Source organism: Paenibacillus sp. FSL W8-0194 (assembly GCF_037969745.1).
Classification (GTDB): domain Bacteria; phylum Bacillota; class Bacilli; order Paenibacillales; family Paenibacillaceae; genus Paenibacillus_AQ; species Paenibacillus_AQ cookii.
Genome location: NZ_CP150205.1, coordinates 944,263 through 960,397, shown reverse-complemented (window position 1 = coordinate 960,397; position 16,135 = coordinate 944,263). Strand labels below are relative to the sequence as shown.

11 protein-coding genes are annotated in these 16,135 nt (G+C 44.8%); 2 read left to right on the top strand and 9 right to left on the bottom strand.

What is annotated here, in order from left to right:
- Positions 1–457: 457 nt before the first annotated feature.
- Together MKY58_RS04080 and MKY58_RS04075 are read right to left on the bottom strand one after the other, a co-directional pair.
- Entirely contained in the window at positions 458–2,464 is a 2,007-nt protein-coding gene (locus MKY58_RS04080) for a DUF4145 domain-containing protein (protein ID WP_339323577.1), read from the bottom strand.
- Positions 2,465–2,571: 107 nt separating this feature from the next.
- Positions 2,572–3,600 (bottom strand): restriction endonuclease, encoded by a 1,029-nt coding sequence (locus MKY58_RS04075; RefSeq protein WP_339323576.1) that lies wholly within the window; start codon positions 3,598–3,600, stop codon positions 2,572–2,574.
- A 118-nt stretch (positions 3,601–3,718) separates the two neighbouring features.
- Between MKY58_RS04075 and MKY58_RS04070 the strand changes: the two genes are divergently transcribed.
- Positions 3,719–4,381: a 3'-5' exonuclease gene (locus tag MKY58_RS04070; protein ID WP_339323575.1), complete on the top strand. Its 663-nt coding sequence runs from the start codon at positions 3,719–3,721 to the stop codon at positions 4,379–4,381.
- 9 nt (positions 4,382–4,390) lie between these two features.
- Here MKY58_RS04070 and MKY58_RS04065 read toward each other — a convergent pair whose 3' ends face one another.
- From MKY58_RS04065 to MKY58_RS04045, 5 genes are all read right to left on the bottom strand, one after another.
- Complete coding sequence (locus tag MKY58_RS04065; protein ID WP_339323574.1) at positions 4,391–5,347, bottom strand: transcriptional regulator; 957 nt, start codon at positions 5,345–5,347, stop codon at positions 4,391–4,393.
- Positions 5,348–5,497: 150 nt separating this feature from the next.
- Entirely contained in the window at positions 5,498–8,797 is a 3,300-nt protein-coding gene (locus MKY58_RS04060; protein WP_339323573.1) for a UvrD-helicase domain-containing protein, read from the bottom strand.
- A complete protein-coding gene (locus tag MKY58_RS04055; RefSeq protein WP_339323572.1) occupies positions 8,790–11,681 on the bottom strand; it encodes a PD-(D/E)XK nuclease family protein in 2,892 nt (963 codons plus the stop codon). Before MKY58_RS04055 ends, MKY58_RS04060 begins: the two co-directional genes overlap by 8 nt.
- Before the next feature lie 85 nt (positions 11,682–11,766).
- Positions 11,767–12,135, bottom strand: coding sequence for an HIRAN domain-containing protein (locus tag MKY58_RS04050; RefSeq protein WP_339323571.1), 369 nt, complete (start codon positions 12,133–12,135; stop codon positions 11,767–11,769).
- Positions 12,136–12,485: 350 nt separating this feature from the next.
- Complete coding sequence (locus MKY58_RS04045; RefSeq protein ID WP_339323570.1) at positions 12,486–13,193, bottom strand: uracil-DNA glycosylase family protein; 708 nt, start codon at positions 13,191–13,193, stop codon at positions 12,486–12,488.
- A gap of 126 nt (positions 13,194–13,319) precedes the next feature.
- On the opposite strand from MKY58_RS04045, the gene MKY58_RS04040 reads away from it, so the two are divergent.
- On the top strand, positions 13,320–14,297 hold the full coding sequence (locus tag MKY58_RS04040; protein WP_339323569.1) for a WYL domain-containing protein: 978 nt from the start codon (positions 13,320–13,322) through the stop codon (positions 14,295–14,297).
- A gap of 110 nt (positions 14,298–14,407) precedes the next feature.
- On the opposite strand, the gene MKY58_RS04035 is transcribed toward MKY58_RS04040, so the two are convergent.
- Both MKY58_RS04035 and MKY58_RS04030 read right to left on the bottom strand, forming a co-directional pair.
- Entirely contained in the window at positions 14,408–15,331 is a 924-nt protein-coding gene (locus tag MKY58_RS04035) for a hypothetical protein (RefSeq protein ID WP_339323568.1), read from the bottom strand.
- A 212-nt stretch (positions 15,332–15,543) separates the two neighbouring features.
- Positions 15,544–16,119 (bottom strand): hypothetical protein, encoded by a 576-nt coding sequence (locus MKY58_RS04030; RefSeq protein ID WP_339323567.1) that lies wholly within the window; start codon positions 16,117–16,119, stop codon positions 15,544–15,546.
- Positions 16,120–16,135: the final 16 nt, after the last annotated feature.

Sequence of the window (16,135 nt, the reverse complement as noted above, 5' to 3'; positions counted from 1 at the left end):
CTTAGTTCATAAATGTATACTCACAGCGGAATCATCACAAACGAGAAATGTTTTCTTATAAAAAAGAACCCCGAGAAGGGCTCAAATAAGTATTGTGATGTACTTCGCTCCTCTACTATCCACATTTTGAAATTGATCACATGGTGTTTGCATCAATAGAATCTAATGTTGAAGAAATTTCATCGAGCTTATTATAAACATCGGACAGAGAGTTAAATAGCCCGTTTCCCACGACGTTCTCTGACATTTGAATCCAACTTGTCACAAACGTCCGTAATAGAATTATATAATCCGTTTCCTTTAAGTTCTTCAATAGAGTTCTTTAGTTCTTCAATATTAGCGTTCATAGCATAGATTCCATTTCGGATCTCCAGTAATACCTCGATTAAACTTTCCAAAAGAAATTCCCCCATTTTATTTTTTCTATTGCAACAAGGTTTAGGTCTCTCGAAAATTCTTACGCTTTCCTCTCGAAATACTCTATCAACCGATACTCACAAATCTCTCGAGTCCATTCATATAACGTTGGATTGTCAGACTCCCTGATTTGAAATCCAATGCTAAATCCCTCTTCTGTGTATCGAACAAGCTTTTTAGCGCTTTTTGCAAGATGAGTCATAGGCATTCTTGCGATAAGCTGCGCGGTCCGTTCTAACGGAGCATCCCAGAGCTTTCGAGTTTCATTATCTGAGAAGTCAGTCTCCTTTCTTTTAGGATTACTCATATAATATTCATAGAAAAATGGAGCTGCTTCTTCAGGAGTAATAGGACGCTTCCAATCAAGAATACCCCGGTCAAGCATTGCAAGAAGCAGTACCATCTTATAGCTTTTACGGATAATTGTGTTTTCGATTTCAACGAGCCAGCCAGCATAACGCTTGGCGACTGCCGATTCTGTTTTGTCCAGCTCTTTGGCTTCAAGTAAAAAATTGTAATAAGAATTGAACAAAAGACGATACTCTTGACTATTAATACCACCCTGTTGATAAATCTCCATATATGAAGGACGTCGACCAAGTCGTTTTTTAAGGCGTCGATAAGCCACCACAGCCTGCTCTTTACGTTTTCCGGAACCAATAAGTTTCTTTTCTGCAGTAATTGCTTCTTCTAGCTGTTTGACAAAGCGTTCAATGCCTTTAGGACCAACACCATTGATCTGGTTAGCTAAATTCGGTAAATCTTCAGGGATCTCTTGAATTGTAGTAGCCCTGCATTTTTCTTTAAGATACGCTAACAAAGCTCCACAGCCATTGATATTAATATCATCAAGTTTCATGTCAGCCATAGATTGCGGAAATACCAGTTCCTTATTCAAGAACGACTTGCGTATTACTGTGCCGAGTCTAGACTCTTCAGTGGTTACAGTAGGCTGCACTGTAGGTTCTATAATCATTTGATCATCTGTTGATTCTAATAAATCCGACTTGCTCATCTCTGTTTCTGAGTTGCCTAAGTCTGTCAAAGCATTAACGGCCATAGGAAGATTAGTCGGAACCTCATTTTGAGCTGATTCAATCAGAGATAAGCTTTCATTCTCCAGTGTAATCCAACGTAATTCAGTAGGATCCTTGCCCATCATAAACCAGGCAGGCTTTCTTTTCGTTGATTGGCTTCCGTTCTTGGCAAACTTGAAATAGATTTTTTGTTCTTTAAGTGCTAACAACTCTTCTTTTAGTTCCCAACCGCCAACAATCCACATGGCACCACCATTTTTTCGCTTGTCAACAATTGTCATCCCCTTCTCTTCCAGATACTCCCTCACTTCAATTGATCTGCGATCTGGACGGTAATCGGTTATCTTATTTGCCCCTGATAAGGAGATGTCGATTTCGCTGTTGCCTTCCTTTGAACCCATGCTTGGATCATGAGTATTCCTCTGTGAATCAATTGCATTAGCGACAGTTACCTGGGTAATTGTATCCTGCAACTGCTTAAATTGCTCCGTTAAGGCGGGTAATATCTTGGCCTCCAATTGAGCGCTCAACAACTGCTCCAGTTGGTCACTTACACTGGAGTTCAGCTCACTGCCTTCTGACTCGCGTTCTGACGGTATCATCGGCATCGAGTAAACTGGCGTACTAATATCCAGTGGACCGTAAGATTCTACAAACCATTGAGCAAGCGTAAATAAATGACGATGTGCGGTCAGTGCCAGATCCATGGGGATCGGTTTTACATCATGAGCCGCTATATTTCCATTTCGGCGAAGCCATTCAAAGCTTTCTTTAATTTCTTCCGATACGACACCTCTACGAACAAGTAAATGCATTCGTTCATTTGGTTTTATTGCATAAACCGGTTCTACTTTCTCCATTTTGGAAACTGTAACAGCCATTTCTTCACTAAATAACCTGCCTTGAGTAAGTGTTGCACGCGGGTTTGACCACATATCCGCTTCAGCCTGAATAACCAGCGCAGCTAATGGTTCGTTAACCTCACCCAAAAAGGTAAAAATAGATGACATTGATATTGCACTTCCTTCGAATTCCTATCCTGAATAACGGATGAAATTTTCATCCGCGATTATTCGCACTGTTTTTAATTTTTGTATTTTTCTAATTACTGACTAACTTACTCCGTCCCCGCCAAAATCCAAGCTCTTTTTAAAGGTATTTCAGCCTTAATATCCGCTTCCAGGGCATCATAATTTTCTAGCAACTCATGAATAATTGCTTTCTGATCCCACAGCCTTACATTAAAAAATTGTGATGCGATCTCCTTGTCTACCGAGCTTTTAAAGCCACTCCAAGAAACTAGAAGCCCATGGCTGGCCTTAAAATTATGCATCGTGCCTATAAGTTGATCCAGTGTTGGTCTGTCGACTGGAGTATCCGATGTTTTAACCTGGACGCAAATTTTAGGTTCACCGAATCCTAAATTCCCAGGTGCAGCCAATATATCCACGCCCTTATCCGGACCTTCTGGACTAATATAAGTAGTAAACCCTTTAGCTTTAAGAATAGCTTCTACGATTCTGGCCATTCCATGGCCTTTGAATTTTTGAATAATATATTTGGCAATAGCATCATTCGCATACTCTTCTAAATCAAATAAATTCTCATCTTCATCTTGAGCAGCCTGAGTCGGATCATTATAAGCGTTAACGCTAGGCGTGAGCCAATGATTTGCTGCCATCGCCTTTACGCGTCTTTCCGCGTCGTTTCTTTGTATCCTACATACCGTCATAAATGCACCGAATGAATACAACAAATCTTGATCAAAATTCGTTCTTGGAATATCTGTAGCAAACCATTCAACTGCTCTTGAATGGTAGTAAGGGTTGTCACGGCTAATATCAAATTCATAGTCCCCTGTAATTCTCCCAATATGAATCGCAGACTTGAGCTTGCTAGGAAGGACGATCCAATCATCTTTACTCATTTCATGAGCAATCGGCCAGATTTGTCCTGCCCAGTTTCTCGCTCTTCCAAGTTTTTCAGCCTCGTAATCATTCATAAGATAACTGATAAGCTCAGATCTGTCTGAAAAACTCTTTAAATCGACGTCCAACTGATCCCAAGTCAAATATACCTTCTTATCATTTAAGAATTTGCTTTCGTATTCGCCGGATCGTCCCGCGCGAAACAGCCATAATGCCATATATGTTCTCCTCTCTGATCTCATGTAAAATATTAAATTCGAACACCCATTCCCTGACAACTTCTGCCACTCCTCCCTGCTAAACTATTCACAACGATTACAGAGAGGAGCACTGCTAATGCCAAACTACATCATTTTTGACCTTGAATTCATGGTTGTTCGTAAACAACAACATCTGGCGGATATTATCGAAATTGGGGCAGTCAAAATGACCGAACATGAAGGAGCCCCCGTCATAACCGATAAGTTTCATTCTTATGTAAAGCCGTCCAGACAATATAAGTTAACACCTGAAACGACGCCGTTTACGGGGATCACACAAGAACAGGTAAACCAAGCCCCGTCCTATCCTGAAATGTTGGAAACTTTTCTGGAATGGATCGGTCAGGATCCGTATTACCTGTGCGCTTGGGGGCCGGACGATAAATACCAGCTGATTCAGCATTGCAGATATCACCATCTCCCCCTGGATTGGCTCCAAAATTATAACGATATCCAACTGGCTTTCACCCGGCTCCATCATTCGGATCATCGGCAAAGATTTGGATTGAAACGGGCCTTGGAGCATCTGCAGCTTCCGTTTGACGGGGAACCACACCATGCAGCGGATGATGCTTGGAATACGGCCAAAATTTTTGCCTCCATTTTCTCCAAGATTAAACTGGTCACAAATAACGCCGCCGAAGAGAAGTTGTATGTTTCAGAAGTGGTATACTCCACGGGACATAATGAGAATCATCCGTTCAGCAGGCTGGCTGAAATGCTGGGAATGGCGCAATAGCGCCGTTCCTTACTCTTGCTCGTATAACTTGCTCCACTTTTTCAGCCGTTCCTTCATCCGTTCCCTGTAGGACACGGGGGCCAAAATTTCCGCATCGGGACCGTACTGGCTTACCCATGTGATAAATTCCCGGTCATGGTTTACAGTTACCTCAAACAGCAGGCTTCCGTCGGGCAAATCCGTCATACGAGGCCGAACGAACATTTCTTCTTCCTTTACGTAACGAGCTACGTCCGGCGAAAACTTCACTTTGAAATGGATCTGGTCGTTTCCGCGTTCAATTGACCATGTATTTTTCAAGTAATTTTTGATATTAAAATCCCCGCGGTTAAAGGTACGATTTGTCATCTCTATCGAGCGAAACCGGCTCAATCGGAACGTTCGAACTTCTTCTGCGTGGTGACAGTATCCAATGAGATAAAAACGCTGGTCCCTTGGGACAAGATAATAGGGATCGATATCGCGCTCCGTCTGTTGATTCCGGCTTTGGGTATGATAAACGGCCGTGATTGTCTTTTCTTCCACGATCGCCTGGATCACTTGAAATAGAAAGTTCGGCGCATCCTCCCGATAAGCCGGAGAACCCATCTGAATAATGTCGGTTACATGTTCCAACAAATCCCGATCTCGCCTCTTTTGCCTGAAATGAGCTGCCATTACTTTATCGTAAGCCGTGTCGAATCCCGGCGGCATGTTGCTTTGATCGACAAATGAAGGCAGCATGGAAAACACCATGGCCTCCTGCTGCGTCCAATTGAACGGATACACGGCAAAATCCCCAGCAAATGTGTAGCCTTTACCGTATCCAATATTCGTAATCGGTGCCAATGAATCCAATGAACGCAGATCGCGGTAAATCGTCCTCTCTTCAGTTTCGCATCTTTCTGCAAGTTCCTTCGCGTTAATTCCAGGCCTTGCCTGAATGGCATAAATAATTTTGAACCATCTGAATAGTTTGTCTGACATAGTCCAATTCTCCTATGTAACTTTCGTTATAGTATATACACACTTCGACAAAAAGCCCCCATATCCTTCCAAGGAACTAAAAATAATGAAATCTTTTAAAGATATTTAAAAAGAGCGAACTCCAAAAGTTCGAAGTCCGCCCTAGTATACCTACAACACCACATACCGCCCAATCCCGACAAAATACAGCCCGGCTTCTTTTACTGTGAAGCCAAACGTATTCTCCCATTCGGATGCGTATGCGAGGACTTGAGGACGATAAAAGTCGACAAAAGATTGGAGTGATGCCTCTTCAACATGATCTGTTTTGAAATCAACAATCACCCAACCGTCATCCTCTTCGAACAAAAAGTCGATAACCCCCCGAAGAAATGCCTGTTGAACGGCAGTATCTTCTCCCGTTGAAGCAGCGGCTGCTTCGGGAAGCATGTCATCTGCCGCAAATCTATTGAAAGACTTCAGCTCATCAGCGCTTTTTCTAAGTAACAGCGGCAACTCAAACAACCTGCGGCGCGCACGCAAACTCCGCTTCCAAAGTTCGCTTGAGAGAATGGTTTTTACAATACGAACGGCATCAGGTATATACTCCGTGGCTAGTCCCTCTTCACCTGCAAGCACATGAACTGCCGCTTCCAGATCCGATTCGATCAATCCCTTACCCATCAACTCAATAGATCGATGAACGACGCTGCCGAACGCCATACCTCTCCCTTCGGAGGACCATTCCGGACGTTCGTTAAGGGTTTTGGTCTGACCGGTTACGGATAGTAACGAATAGGTAGGCCGGCCGATTAGTTGCAGCCGATGTCGCCGGGCATCCCGAACGCTTGAAAGATCCGGTCCATCGGTTAACTCCGTCTTTGCCGCGCGGACAAAATCAGGGACCTGGAGTTCCCGAAGCTCATGCAGGCCTTCTACAAGCGGGGTCCAAGGACACTTGTCCGGTTGTTCCGGATACAAACTGATGACAAGCATTTGTTTGGGCCGCGTTGCAGCCACATAAAGCAGCCTGTCTTTCTCCGCACTGGCAAATTCCCGCTCCCGCTCGCTCATTTTGTCCCAACCGGGAGGCTGCGCAATCACTTTAGATTGATAAGCGCTCTCCTTTTTGAAGATCGTAAAGTGTCCCGTCGCCGGATTGGAGGAGCGGTCAATGTATTGCGTTGCATCATGATCGAATTCTCCACATGGACACGCTAGAAAAACAACGGGTGCCTCCAAGCCTTTGGCTTTATGCAAATTCATCACGCGAACGGCTTGTTCGCCGCCGGCATACAGGCTCGATGTTTCAGTCCCGCGGCAGGCTGCCTCCATCACTCGGCACAATTCCGTCCAACTGGAACTTGTCCGTGAATCGTTGTGCAGAAGCTGCATCACTTTGACCAAGGTTCCCGCTCTTACGGAACCTGCCGGCAATGTTGACACATATGGCACAATCCCCAAATCTTCAACGATACGGCAAAACGCTGCCGCAGCGCTTAGGGTTCGGACCCACTCCGAATATACGCTGAGTTTGGCCAGCACGGTTGCAACCGGCTGTGCTTCCGCACTTAAGTTTTCTCGCGGCCGCGTTTCAAATAACGATATCCGATACCCTTCCCGCTTGTATGCCCAGAGCTGCCGATCGCTTAAGCCAAACAACATGCCTCGCAACACCGCCAACAATGCGGGCTGATCGGATCCGTCCTCCAGGCAGCGAGCAAGCTGCCAGAGCATCAACATTTCTTCGTAAATGGCTGTGCTGCCCGAAGTATCCGCAGGAATACCGCACAGGTCCAATTGTTCCGCATAAACGTGAATGAAATCTTTCGTTTTTGTTAGGATCATGAAATCGCCCGGAACCGCATTTCGATATGCACCATCCCTTTCGGCAATCCGCAAGTTCCCCTCATGGAAAGCCCAGGAAATATACTTCGCAATCTGTTTGGCATCAGCGAGAGCGGCAGCTGATTTGCCTCCGGCAATTTTGGGATAGTTCAATGCATACACACCGTGAGCTGCTTCTTGAATCGGCTTGTGCCCATGTGTCTCCATCCTTGCAAATGCAGCTTGGTATTCCGTTTCAGCAGGAGGGAATTTGTTTATAAAATGATTGTTGATATAATCCCCGATCGATGGAACGGAGCGGAAATTCGACGTTAACTGCAGAACCGCACCGCTTTCCCGGATCCGAGACTTTACCTCGTTATAAATGGAGATGTCTGCCCTTCGAAAACGATAGATTGACTGTTTCGGATCCCCGACCAGGAACAAAGAGCCCGGCCGCGGCGTCAGCTGCCTCCAGTCCGTCTCTTCCATTCCCGCTGTCTCTTCTCCCGTCAGCAGAAAAATAAGTTCAGCTTGTACCGGATCCGTATCCTGGAATTCATCAACGAGAAGCCTTGTGTATTTTTGGGCAAAATAATTCCGGACTTCGCCATGACAGCGCAGCAGCTTGGCTGCCTGGATAAGCAAGTCTTGAAAATTTAACCGTCCTGAGGCCAAGCGTCGTTCTTGACAATAAGTTATAGCGGGCTGAACGAACGCAATCAGTTTCGGATACAAATATTCGCGCCACTCCTGTAAAAACGGAAATAACACCGTGCATTGCCAGTCTGAAAATCTTTTTTTCATCTCGCTGGCTTGTTCTTTGGATGTCCACCGTTTTAGCGTGACAGCAAGCTTGCAATCGAAGTCCTTCGCGATTTCGAGAATACGCGTATCATCCGTTAAATCCATCATCTGCATCTTTTGACGCGTTTGCGTTACAAGTCTCTGAACTGTATCCCATCCTTGTTCAGGTTCAGTCGTTGGAATGAAAGGCGCCGCCGCATCAAGAAGCGGAAACAGCGTATCTCGAATACGATCGAAGTTCGGACGTTTCTGTTCCCGGCAATGTACTGCTACGTCAGAAAACATAGACACTCGGTCATACACTGTTCGGAGCGAATTGACGTCAACACCTAAAGAAATGAGCTCACGGAAAAGCTTTAGCTCCATTTCACCCAGTTCCGCAAGATAATCATCCCAGCAGGCTTCACGAAATAACTTGTCCTCTTCCTCGGTCATCTCCCGAAAAAAAGGATCCAGCCCCGCTTCAATCGGACGTTCACGCAGCAGCAAACTGCAGAACGAATGAATGGTTCCGATAAACATGAGATCCAGATTGCCCATCGCATCCGAAAAACGCTTGCGGGTTTGTGAGCCTTGTTCAGCTGCTCGAAACGCTTTTTCGAGAGCAAGTCTAAACCGCTCTTTAAGTTCGTTTGCAGCCTTGTTCGTAAACGTAATCGCTGCGATTTGTTCGGCTTGAACGCCGGACTCAATTAAAGCTAGAAGCCTGCCCACCAAGCTGGTCGTTTTTCCTGATCCGGCTCCTGCCTCCACAAGCAATGTCGTGTCCAGATCCTGAAGAATCCGGTCCCGGTCCGTTTGATCGGACGGTATAATCACCATTTTCGGTTCAATCAATTCCTTCCACCTCCAGCAGTGTCCCCAATGTATCTGCATTAGCGACTGCTCCCCGCTTAGACGCTGACCACTCGGCATGCGACCCGCAAACGGCCTTGTAATCGCACCATGTACATGTTCTGGTATCCTTGGCAGGAATAAAAAGGCCCCGGTTCATTGATTCCACTAGCCGCGACAAAATGCCGGCCAATTCTTCTCTTCGGTTTTGTATCCGCCTCACATGTTCCCCTCGTCCTCGCTCCGTCGGAAAGGCATATTCGGCTTCCGTTACCCTCGCTTCGGTATCCCGGCCCGTTTCTCGCAGCCACTGCTCGACCGCGATAGCGTACAGCGCGTGCTGCAACTGTGTTCCACCGCTGAAATATCCCGAAGAGGCGTATTTTTTCGGGCTGCCCGTTTTGTAGTCAATAATTCGGTATTGATTAGGGCCGATCCGGTCCACCCGGTCAACAAAGCCTTTCAGTTTGATCCGAATGCCTCCCGGCAACGCCAGTTCCATTGGTTCACCGTCTGATCCAGCCAGTTCCAGCTCAAAAAAGCAAGGCTGATCCGTTTTTCTTGCTTCGTTCCGATAAAAAATGTCTGCATCGCGCCGTATTTCCTCGCATTCTTTTTTAAACACATGCTGACTTGGAGCAGGAATTGACTGTGCGGCATTTTCTATCGCTTGGTCTATGATCATTTGCAGCTTGCTTCTGTCATGTTGGGGCGGTTTCGTACCTGACTCCGTAACTTCTTCCAGATATTTTCTGAATACATCATGCAGCAGCATTCCCCGCTCGTCAGCCTGCAGCCACCGGCTTCGGTCAAATGTCGGAATTTCCTTCGGGCGCAGCTTCAGAATCGAATAAAAATAGTATTGCAGACCGCAGGCCGCATATTTCTCCAATTGACTTACGCTGATTACTCGCTGACCCGGAACTTCTTCTGTGCCTGATGTAGTCGAAACGTCTATATTCAGCCACCCATCATAATTCGACAGTTCCTCGCCGTGACGATGCAAACTCGCCCTGTGCCCTTGCGCCAAGTTTGGATAAGCCTCAGCTAACGCATGTCCCCCATCTATGCCCGCTCCTTTTAGGTTCCTCAAATATTTCGCCCATGCTTCGAGCTCATCGTTAGGGCCTCTCTCCCCCTGATGCATCAGATCCATGAAGCTGCAAGGCGGTCCTAAAAAGGTCGCGAGCGCATTGAAATCCTGAGTATCATCCCCCGACTGCAACCGCAGCATTTGAAGCATTTCGAATGCAGGGTTGCTGTTATCCTTCTCTGCCGGATCATACGAGGCGTAACTAAGCCATACTTCCCCCCGTACAAGTGAAAGACGTGTATCGCGGCCGCTTCGAATCTTCTTCGTCTTTTCCTTCACCAACTGCAAATCGTTGGACACCGCTGTCCGTTCTTCGTCCAGCAAGAGAGGATCCTGCATTGCCGGAATGCTCCAGGCATGCTCATCCATACCGACGATCCATGTTCGACATCTGCCGCTGAAGCAACCGTTATGTATGGAGGCTACGTGAATCGCCCCAGGTTTTGGTGTTGCATCCACACGAATCCGAATATAATTCAAAATCTCCTTCATGTATCGAACAGCCCATTCCGGTGACATCGGTTCTGTAGAAATGGCCGATATTCGTTGATTCCAATCCTGCAGCGCGCTTTTTACGGTACAGTCATCGACGGAATGTACAGGTACATACTTTTGGGCAAAATCCAACAGCCAAGCAAGCAACATGTTTGGAGTCCACCCGTCTCCCTCCGGAAGCCGATCAAACCAGCTTTGGATATGATCATACAATTTCTTTTTTAGCTCTTGTTCTTCGTCCCCATTCTCCGAACGGAGAATGGCAGTATATCTCTTCCTGCCCCATCCGATACCGCTTCGCTCCAGCAAACGAATCCAATCGCCTGCGGCGGCTTGCATGTCAGGGATTCTCAGGCAACCATGGCGCAACATCTCAGTAAGCTTCGTTACGGGATAACCTGCCTCGATCCAGTCGAGAATAGCCAGAAGGGCTCTGCCCATTGTGCAAAAAGTCATCGGGAGCCCGTTTGAAAAAGTACATTCCACTCCCAAAGCCTCAACTTGCGAAAAAATTACAGGAACATAACGTTCGTAGTCAGACAAAATGATCTCCGTATGATCCAGTGGTTCTGGGTCAGCCAGCATTCTGCGCAAACCTTCGCGAACCTCCGCCAGACTTCCTGTAGCGCGAAACATGGTAAAGCTGTTATTTGAAAATTGCTCATTGTCATAAAACGGCGCATCAAAATCAATGACGCACAGGCGTTTCCCGGCTATTTTCTCTATTAGGCGCCATTCGATTTTTGACCAGTCTGCAGGCTGCAACAGAATAAAAAGCGTTTCTTCCCCAGAGGGAACACAAAATTCTTCTAAACCGGCAGCATCCGTCAAGGCGTTCTCCCTTAAATAAGCCTCATAGCGGGCAAGCAATTGCTGCAGATACGCTCCTTTTTGCTTATTCGTGAAACATTCCGCTCGGACTTCCTCGGAACGCACGCCTGCCATCCTTAATTCAACAAGCGTCTGATGGATTTTATTGACTATTCCTGGATTTAGCATTGATTTTTTGTCTATGTAACATTGCGGTTCCGCTTCGGCCACTTGCATCATGATCTGATGGACAACCCAAAACAACTGTTCCTCATCAATGAAACGAAGTCTTCTACGGGCAAGGATCAATTTGGTATTGTCACGCACCAGCCCTTGTAACGTCTGGACTTCAACATTAAAAATGGAACCGTATCGTCCGGAAACTTGTTCGAGCAGTTGGTGCCCTTGAGCGTAAGATGAGGTGACCAGCACTTTAGGAGATAACGGATCTTCCTTTATTTTCTGGTACAATCGATCTACAAGATCCATGAAAAATCCTCCTCCCTAGTAATTCTATATACCTACATTCGCCAAATTTCCCGTTGTCCCCTTCCTAATTCCGCAACAAAGTATTTTATAAAAACCCCTCTCCCTTAATAAAAGGAAACGAACGCCTCTCGGACTGATGAAACAATTCAGATTCCGGGTCGCCTTCTGCGAGTTCGACAATCACCAAATCTTTTACTATAAACCGGATCACCCCGCTGATATGCCAATCAAACGAATCATAAATGCGTCCCGCACTTCGGCAACCTTTTGGCACCGTATGCGTGCTGTTGGCGACATACCCGATCTTCCCGACTGGCGGCAGTACCGCCTTGATGGCTTCCGCGTCATGCAGATTGTCAGGATCTTTCACAAGGAGTACGGTCTGCCCCGGTTTCAAGAAACTAGTGCCGAAATAATGCGAGGTGCCTGTAATTGCAATATAAATGTGTTCCATGCCTGCTATCTCTCCACTTCAAACTGAAAATCATATTTCTTGTACTTCGAAAGTTAGCCTCGTATCGTTGATAAGCTTATTTTAAAGTGCAGGATGAACAGCTGTTTGTCAGCGAATGTATGTTCTAACTAAAAAACCTTCACACGAGTGACGTGTGAAGGTCTGATCGGATACCGTTCAACGAAATTTGATGTTAAGTCTCGGGATACTCAATTTACTTTATTTTGTAAACCATTAATCTTGTAGGGCAAATATGTATGCATGGTACTTGTGATAGTCTTCAACTCGGTCGCTTCCAAATACGGCTTTCAATTTGCTTACCATATTATTAATCTGTGACAGAGATTAAATTAGACATCATCTGCTCGTTCTAAATATGCCTTGATTCGCAACCAGTCGGACTTTTGTTGTTCAAAAGGCCTGTTTCTCCGGCCTAAACTACCGCAATGGAAGACCGGAAATACTGCTGTATTCCTGCCAACGATAATCGGTGATTCCCTTTCAACCACTTCCTTGAAGTTTATACCTTTATAGCCATACTCACGTAATAATGACTTGGTCGCCTTTTCTCCCAATGTGACAACAACTTTGGGTTGAACGATCTCCTCAATGAGAGGTTTAAGAAATGAGGACACGCAATTTCGAAACCACGATCCTCTCACTTTACCAGCCAGTCCGCCTTCTGTTTTCATACACAAGATGGCATTTGTAAAAAATAAATCAGCATGTTTGTTTTTAGCGGTACTTTCGTCAATGTCCACGCCCGCAATATTTAACAATTGAATCAATGCGCGATTGGTCGAGCTATTATCCACATTACTAACGCCTTCTTGTTTTACCAATGTATTGATATCTCCCCAATCCTGGCCGACAACCATCATTTTGGCATCCAGACTGCCTTGCCACTCTGTCCAGTGTCCGATTTCATTCGTATCGAATCGCCCGTTCTGCGCTTGGCTCGGATTTATAAGTTCACACTGTGCAGGGTCGCACATCGTGCAGTTCTTCCGTTGATTGACTAGTGCTTCATAAGCCATTTGTTTGTTCGTGTTACTCATATGATCGCTCCTCACTTTTGATATAGATTTCAAACGTTTTTCATACCTATCCACCTAATTATACCATTTTATGTGGACATAATATGTCCATTTGCTAAAATTAGAATCAGATTGAAGATTTGAGAGGTGAGGAAAATCAGTAGATCAGAAGCGGGAAATAAACAAAGAATATTGTATATATTTGATAAATTGCTTGAAGGACAATTGATTCGAAAATCCGAGATGGCAACGAAATTTCAAGTCAGTGAAAAAGCGATTCAACGTGATATTAGAGACCTTCGAATCTATTTTGATGGAGTACGGAAATTAAAATATTCTCGCAGCAAAAAAGGCTTCGAATTGACTGATGCGCACCAGAAACAACTGTCTAAAGAGGAAATCATCGCCGTATCGAAGATCCTATTGGAAAGCCGCGCATTCCCTAAAAATGATGTTGATGCAGTATTAAAGAAACTGATCCTTCTATGCCACCCGGATTTCCAAAGTCCGATCGATAAATTTATTCGAAACGAGCTTCACCACTATAAACAGCCTAGACATGGACGAAGTATTTTTACAAAGCTATGGGATCTTCAACAAGCGGTGCAAAACAGGCAAGTCGTTACCATGAGTTACCTAAGGGAGAGTGATACTCGCCCGGTAGAGCGCATAATCAACCCCGTGGGCATCATGTTTGCTGAGTATTATTTTTATCTGATGGCATATTTGCCTGATAAAGATTACGATTCGCCTATTCCCTACCGTCTGGATCGAATCGAGAAATACTCGATCAACCAAGAGCATTTTTACATTAAAGATGCCCAGCGATTTCAAGAGGGCATCTTTCGAGAACGGGTACAATTTATGCATACGGGAAAGCTTCAAAGAATAAAATTTCGCTTTAGAGGAAAATCACCGGAAGCCATCTATGATCGGCTGCCCAATATGAGAGAGATCGGTCGTGATCGAGAGGGAATCGTTTTTGAAGCTGACGTATACGAGCAGGGAGTCAAGATGTGGTTATTGAGTCAGGGCACACGGATTGAGGTGCTAGAACCTGCACACTTTCGGTTAGAGATACAAGGTACGATTAAAGAGATGTTGGACTTGTATTCGCAAAATTAGTTTTATCGAGGTGCCGAGATATGGCACCTCTTACCTTTTATATAGGAGAAAATAAAGAAGTTAGATTATAATCTCAACGTACTTTGCCGATCTCATATAACTATTAGGAATCAATCAGCCCATAATGGAGTTTCATAATTAAGTGCCCTGCATGTTCTTTTTATTTTCCTCTTAAAAGGAGCACACCAGTCCTCTCGTTCATAAATTACCACTTGCCGTTCTTCTTCATGGTTATCATAATACTCCAGCTCCATTTTCAACTCCTGGAGCGTAAATACCCCATGCTCATCCGATTCTTTACAAGAATAACAGTAGAACCAGCCATTCACATACGTATCTGCATCGGACTCTAATATGTCGCCGCAATGGGCTTCGCATTTATGTGCTTCCCTAAGAGATACTTCAACACCATGCTTGCTGCAGAACGGCAGTAATATCTTCAGTGCCTCCTCAGCCATATCCCGTCTTTCGAATATATAATTCACTCCCCAATGATACGGATGTTGATGTTGATCAATTAGGAACGTCAGGAATTCCTCATATCCATTAAGGTATAAGTCTGCACAGATTTTTTCATATTTCTGCTCTTCCTTAGCATCTAAATTCCCATAATGGTCGCTGCCGCTAATCCAATAATACGTCGTTCGCTGCGGTCGCCATGCGAATATTCGCTTCTGTAATTCTCGCAGCTTTATCGTGTATTGATAGATTTCCCAAGCATATGGACCGTCATCACCTTCAGAGAAAATGAAATCCGCATGATCCTCGATGAGACCGTCGATCTCCTCCAGTAACTCATCTACAGCGTCCTCCAAATCGTCAGTTACCTGTTGAAGCGATCTTTCCCAGCTTTCAAGCAAATGGATATACGAGCTCCGGATCAATAAATACGTCTCTTCATACGGATGAAGATCAAATGAATATTCGCCCTCCTCCACGTATTCCTCCAAACAATGTTCCGAACAGAATTGATTTCCTTTGGAATCAATCATATATTTTTCATCAGTTTCTTTATGACAGTACTCACACGACATTTACCAACACTCCTTATTAATCTAATTGGCCAAAACAAAATCGCGATGATAAGCTGCTCGGAGCGTAGCTTCCGAAGCGTTATCATCGCGATCCTGTGTTTCTAGCAAACGATGCGGTCCCATAATCATAATACACATGCACTTCGTATAATTCTAATTTGCAGTCCTAAAGCGCTTCTATGTTTAACAAATCACTTCTATGCCAAATTAGCCTATGCTCTTACCCTTTGTCTCAATTCATTAACATATGCTTCTTGCATTCGGAGTATTTGCTCTCGAACTACATCTTTTGATTCAGACATTTGGGAAGTGATTGCCATCAACTGATCAACTAACTCATGAAGTGTGAGGGCTTGCTCTCTAATTGTGTTTGAAATCTCTGCATTAGCTTTTTGATGCTGTTCAAGGTTTTGCCTGGTTGTTTCAATTATTTGGCCGATCTCGGCTTTTTGAACCGCAATCAATTCATTCTTCAAACTCTCTTGTCCCATGATAATCTTCTTAAGATCATTATCAAGTCCTGCGGATAAATCTGTCACCACCTTCGTGAGATGAATAAGATTTTGCGCAACTTCCTGATGATGTGCAGCTTGAAGTTTAACGGCATCCAGCAGTTGATTCATTTCATTGGCTTTGCTTCGATCTTCAATTTCATTATGTCTCAAAGCAAAAAACACGAGAATGGAGACAATGCCTCCTCCTCCCAGCAACGCATAATTCACTGGTGCAAAGCAAAAACTTGCGGCAATAAAGGTTATGAGCACCGCAATGGGTGCATATATTTTCATTATTTTTATTCCTCTC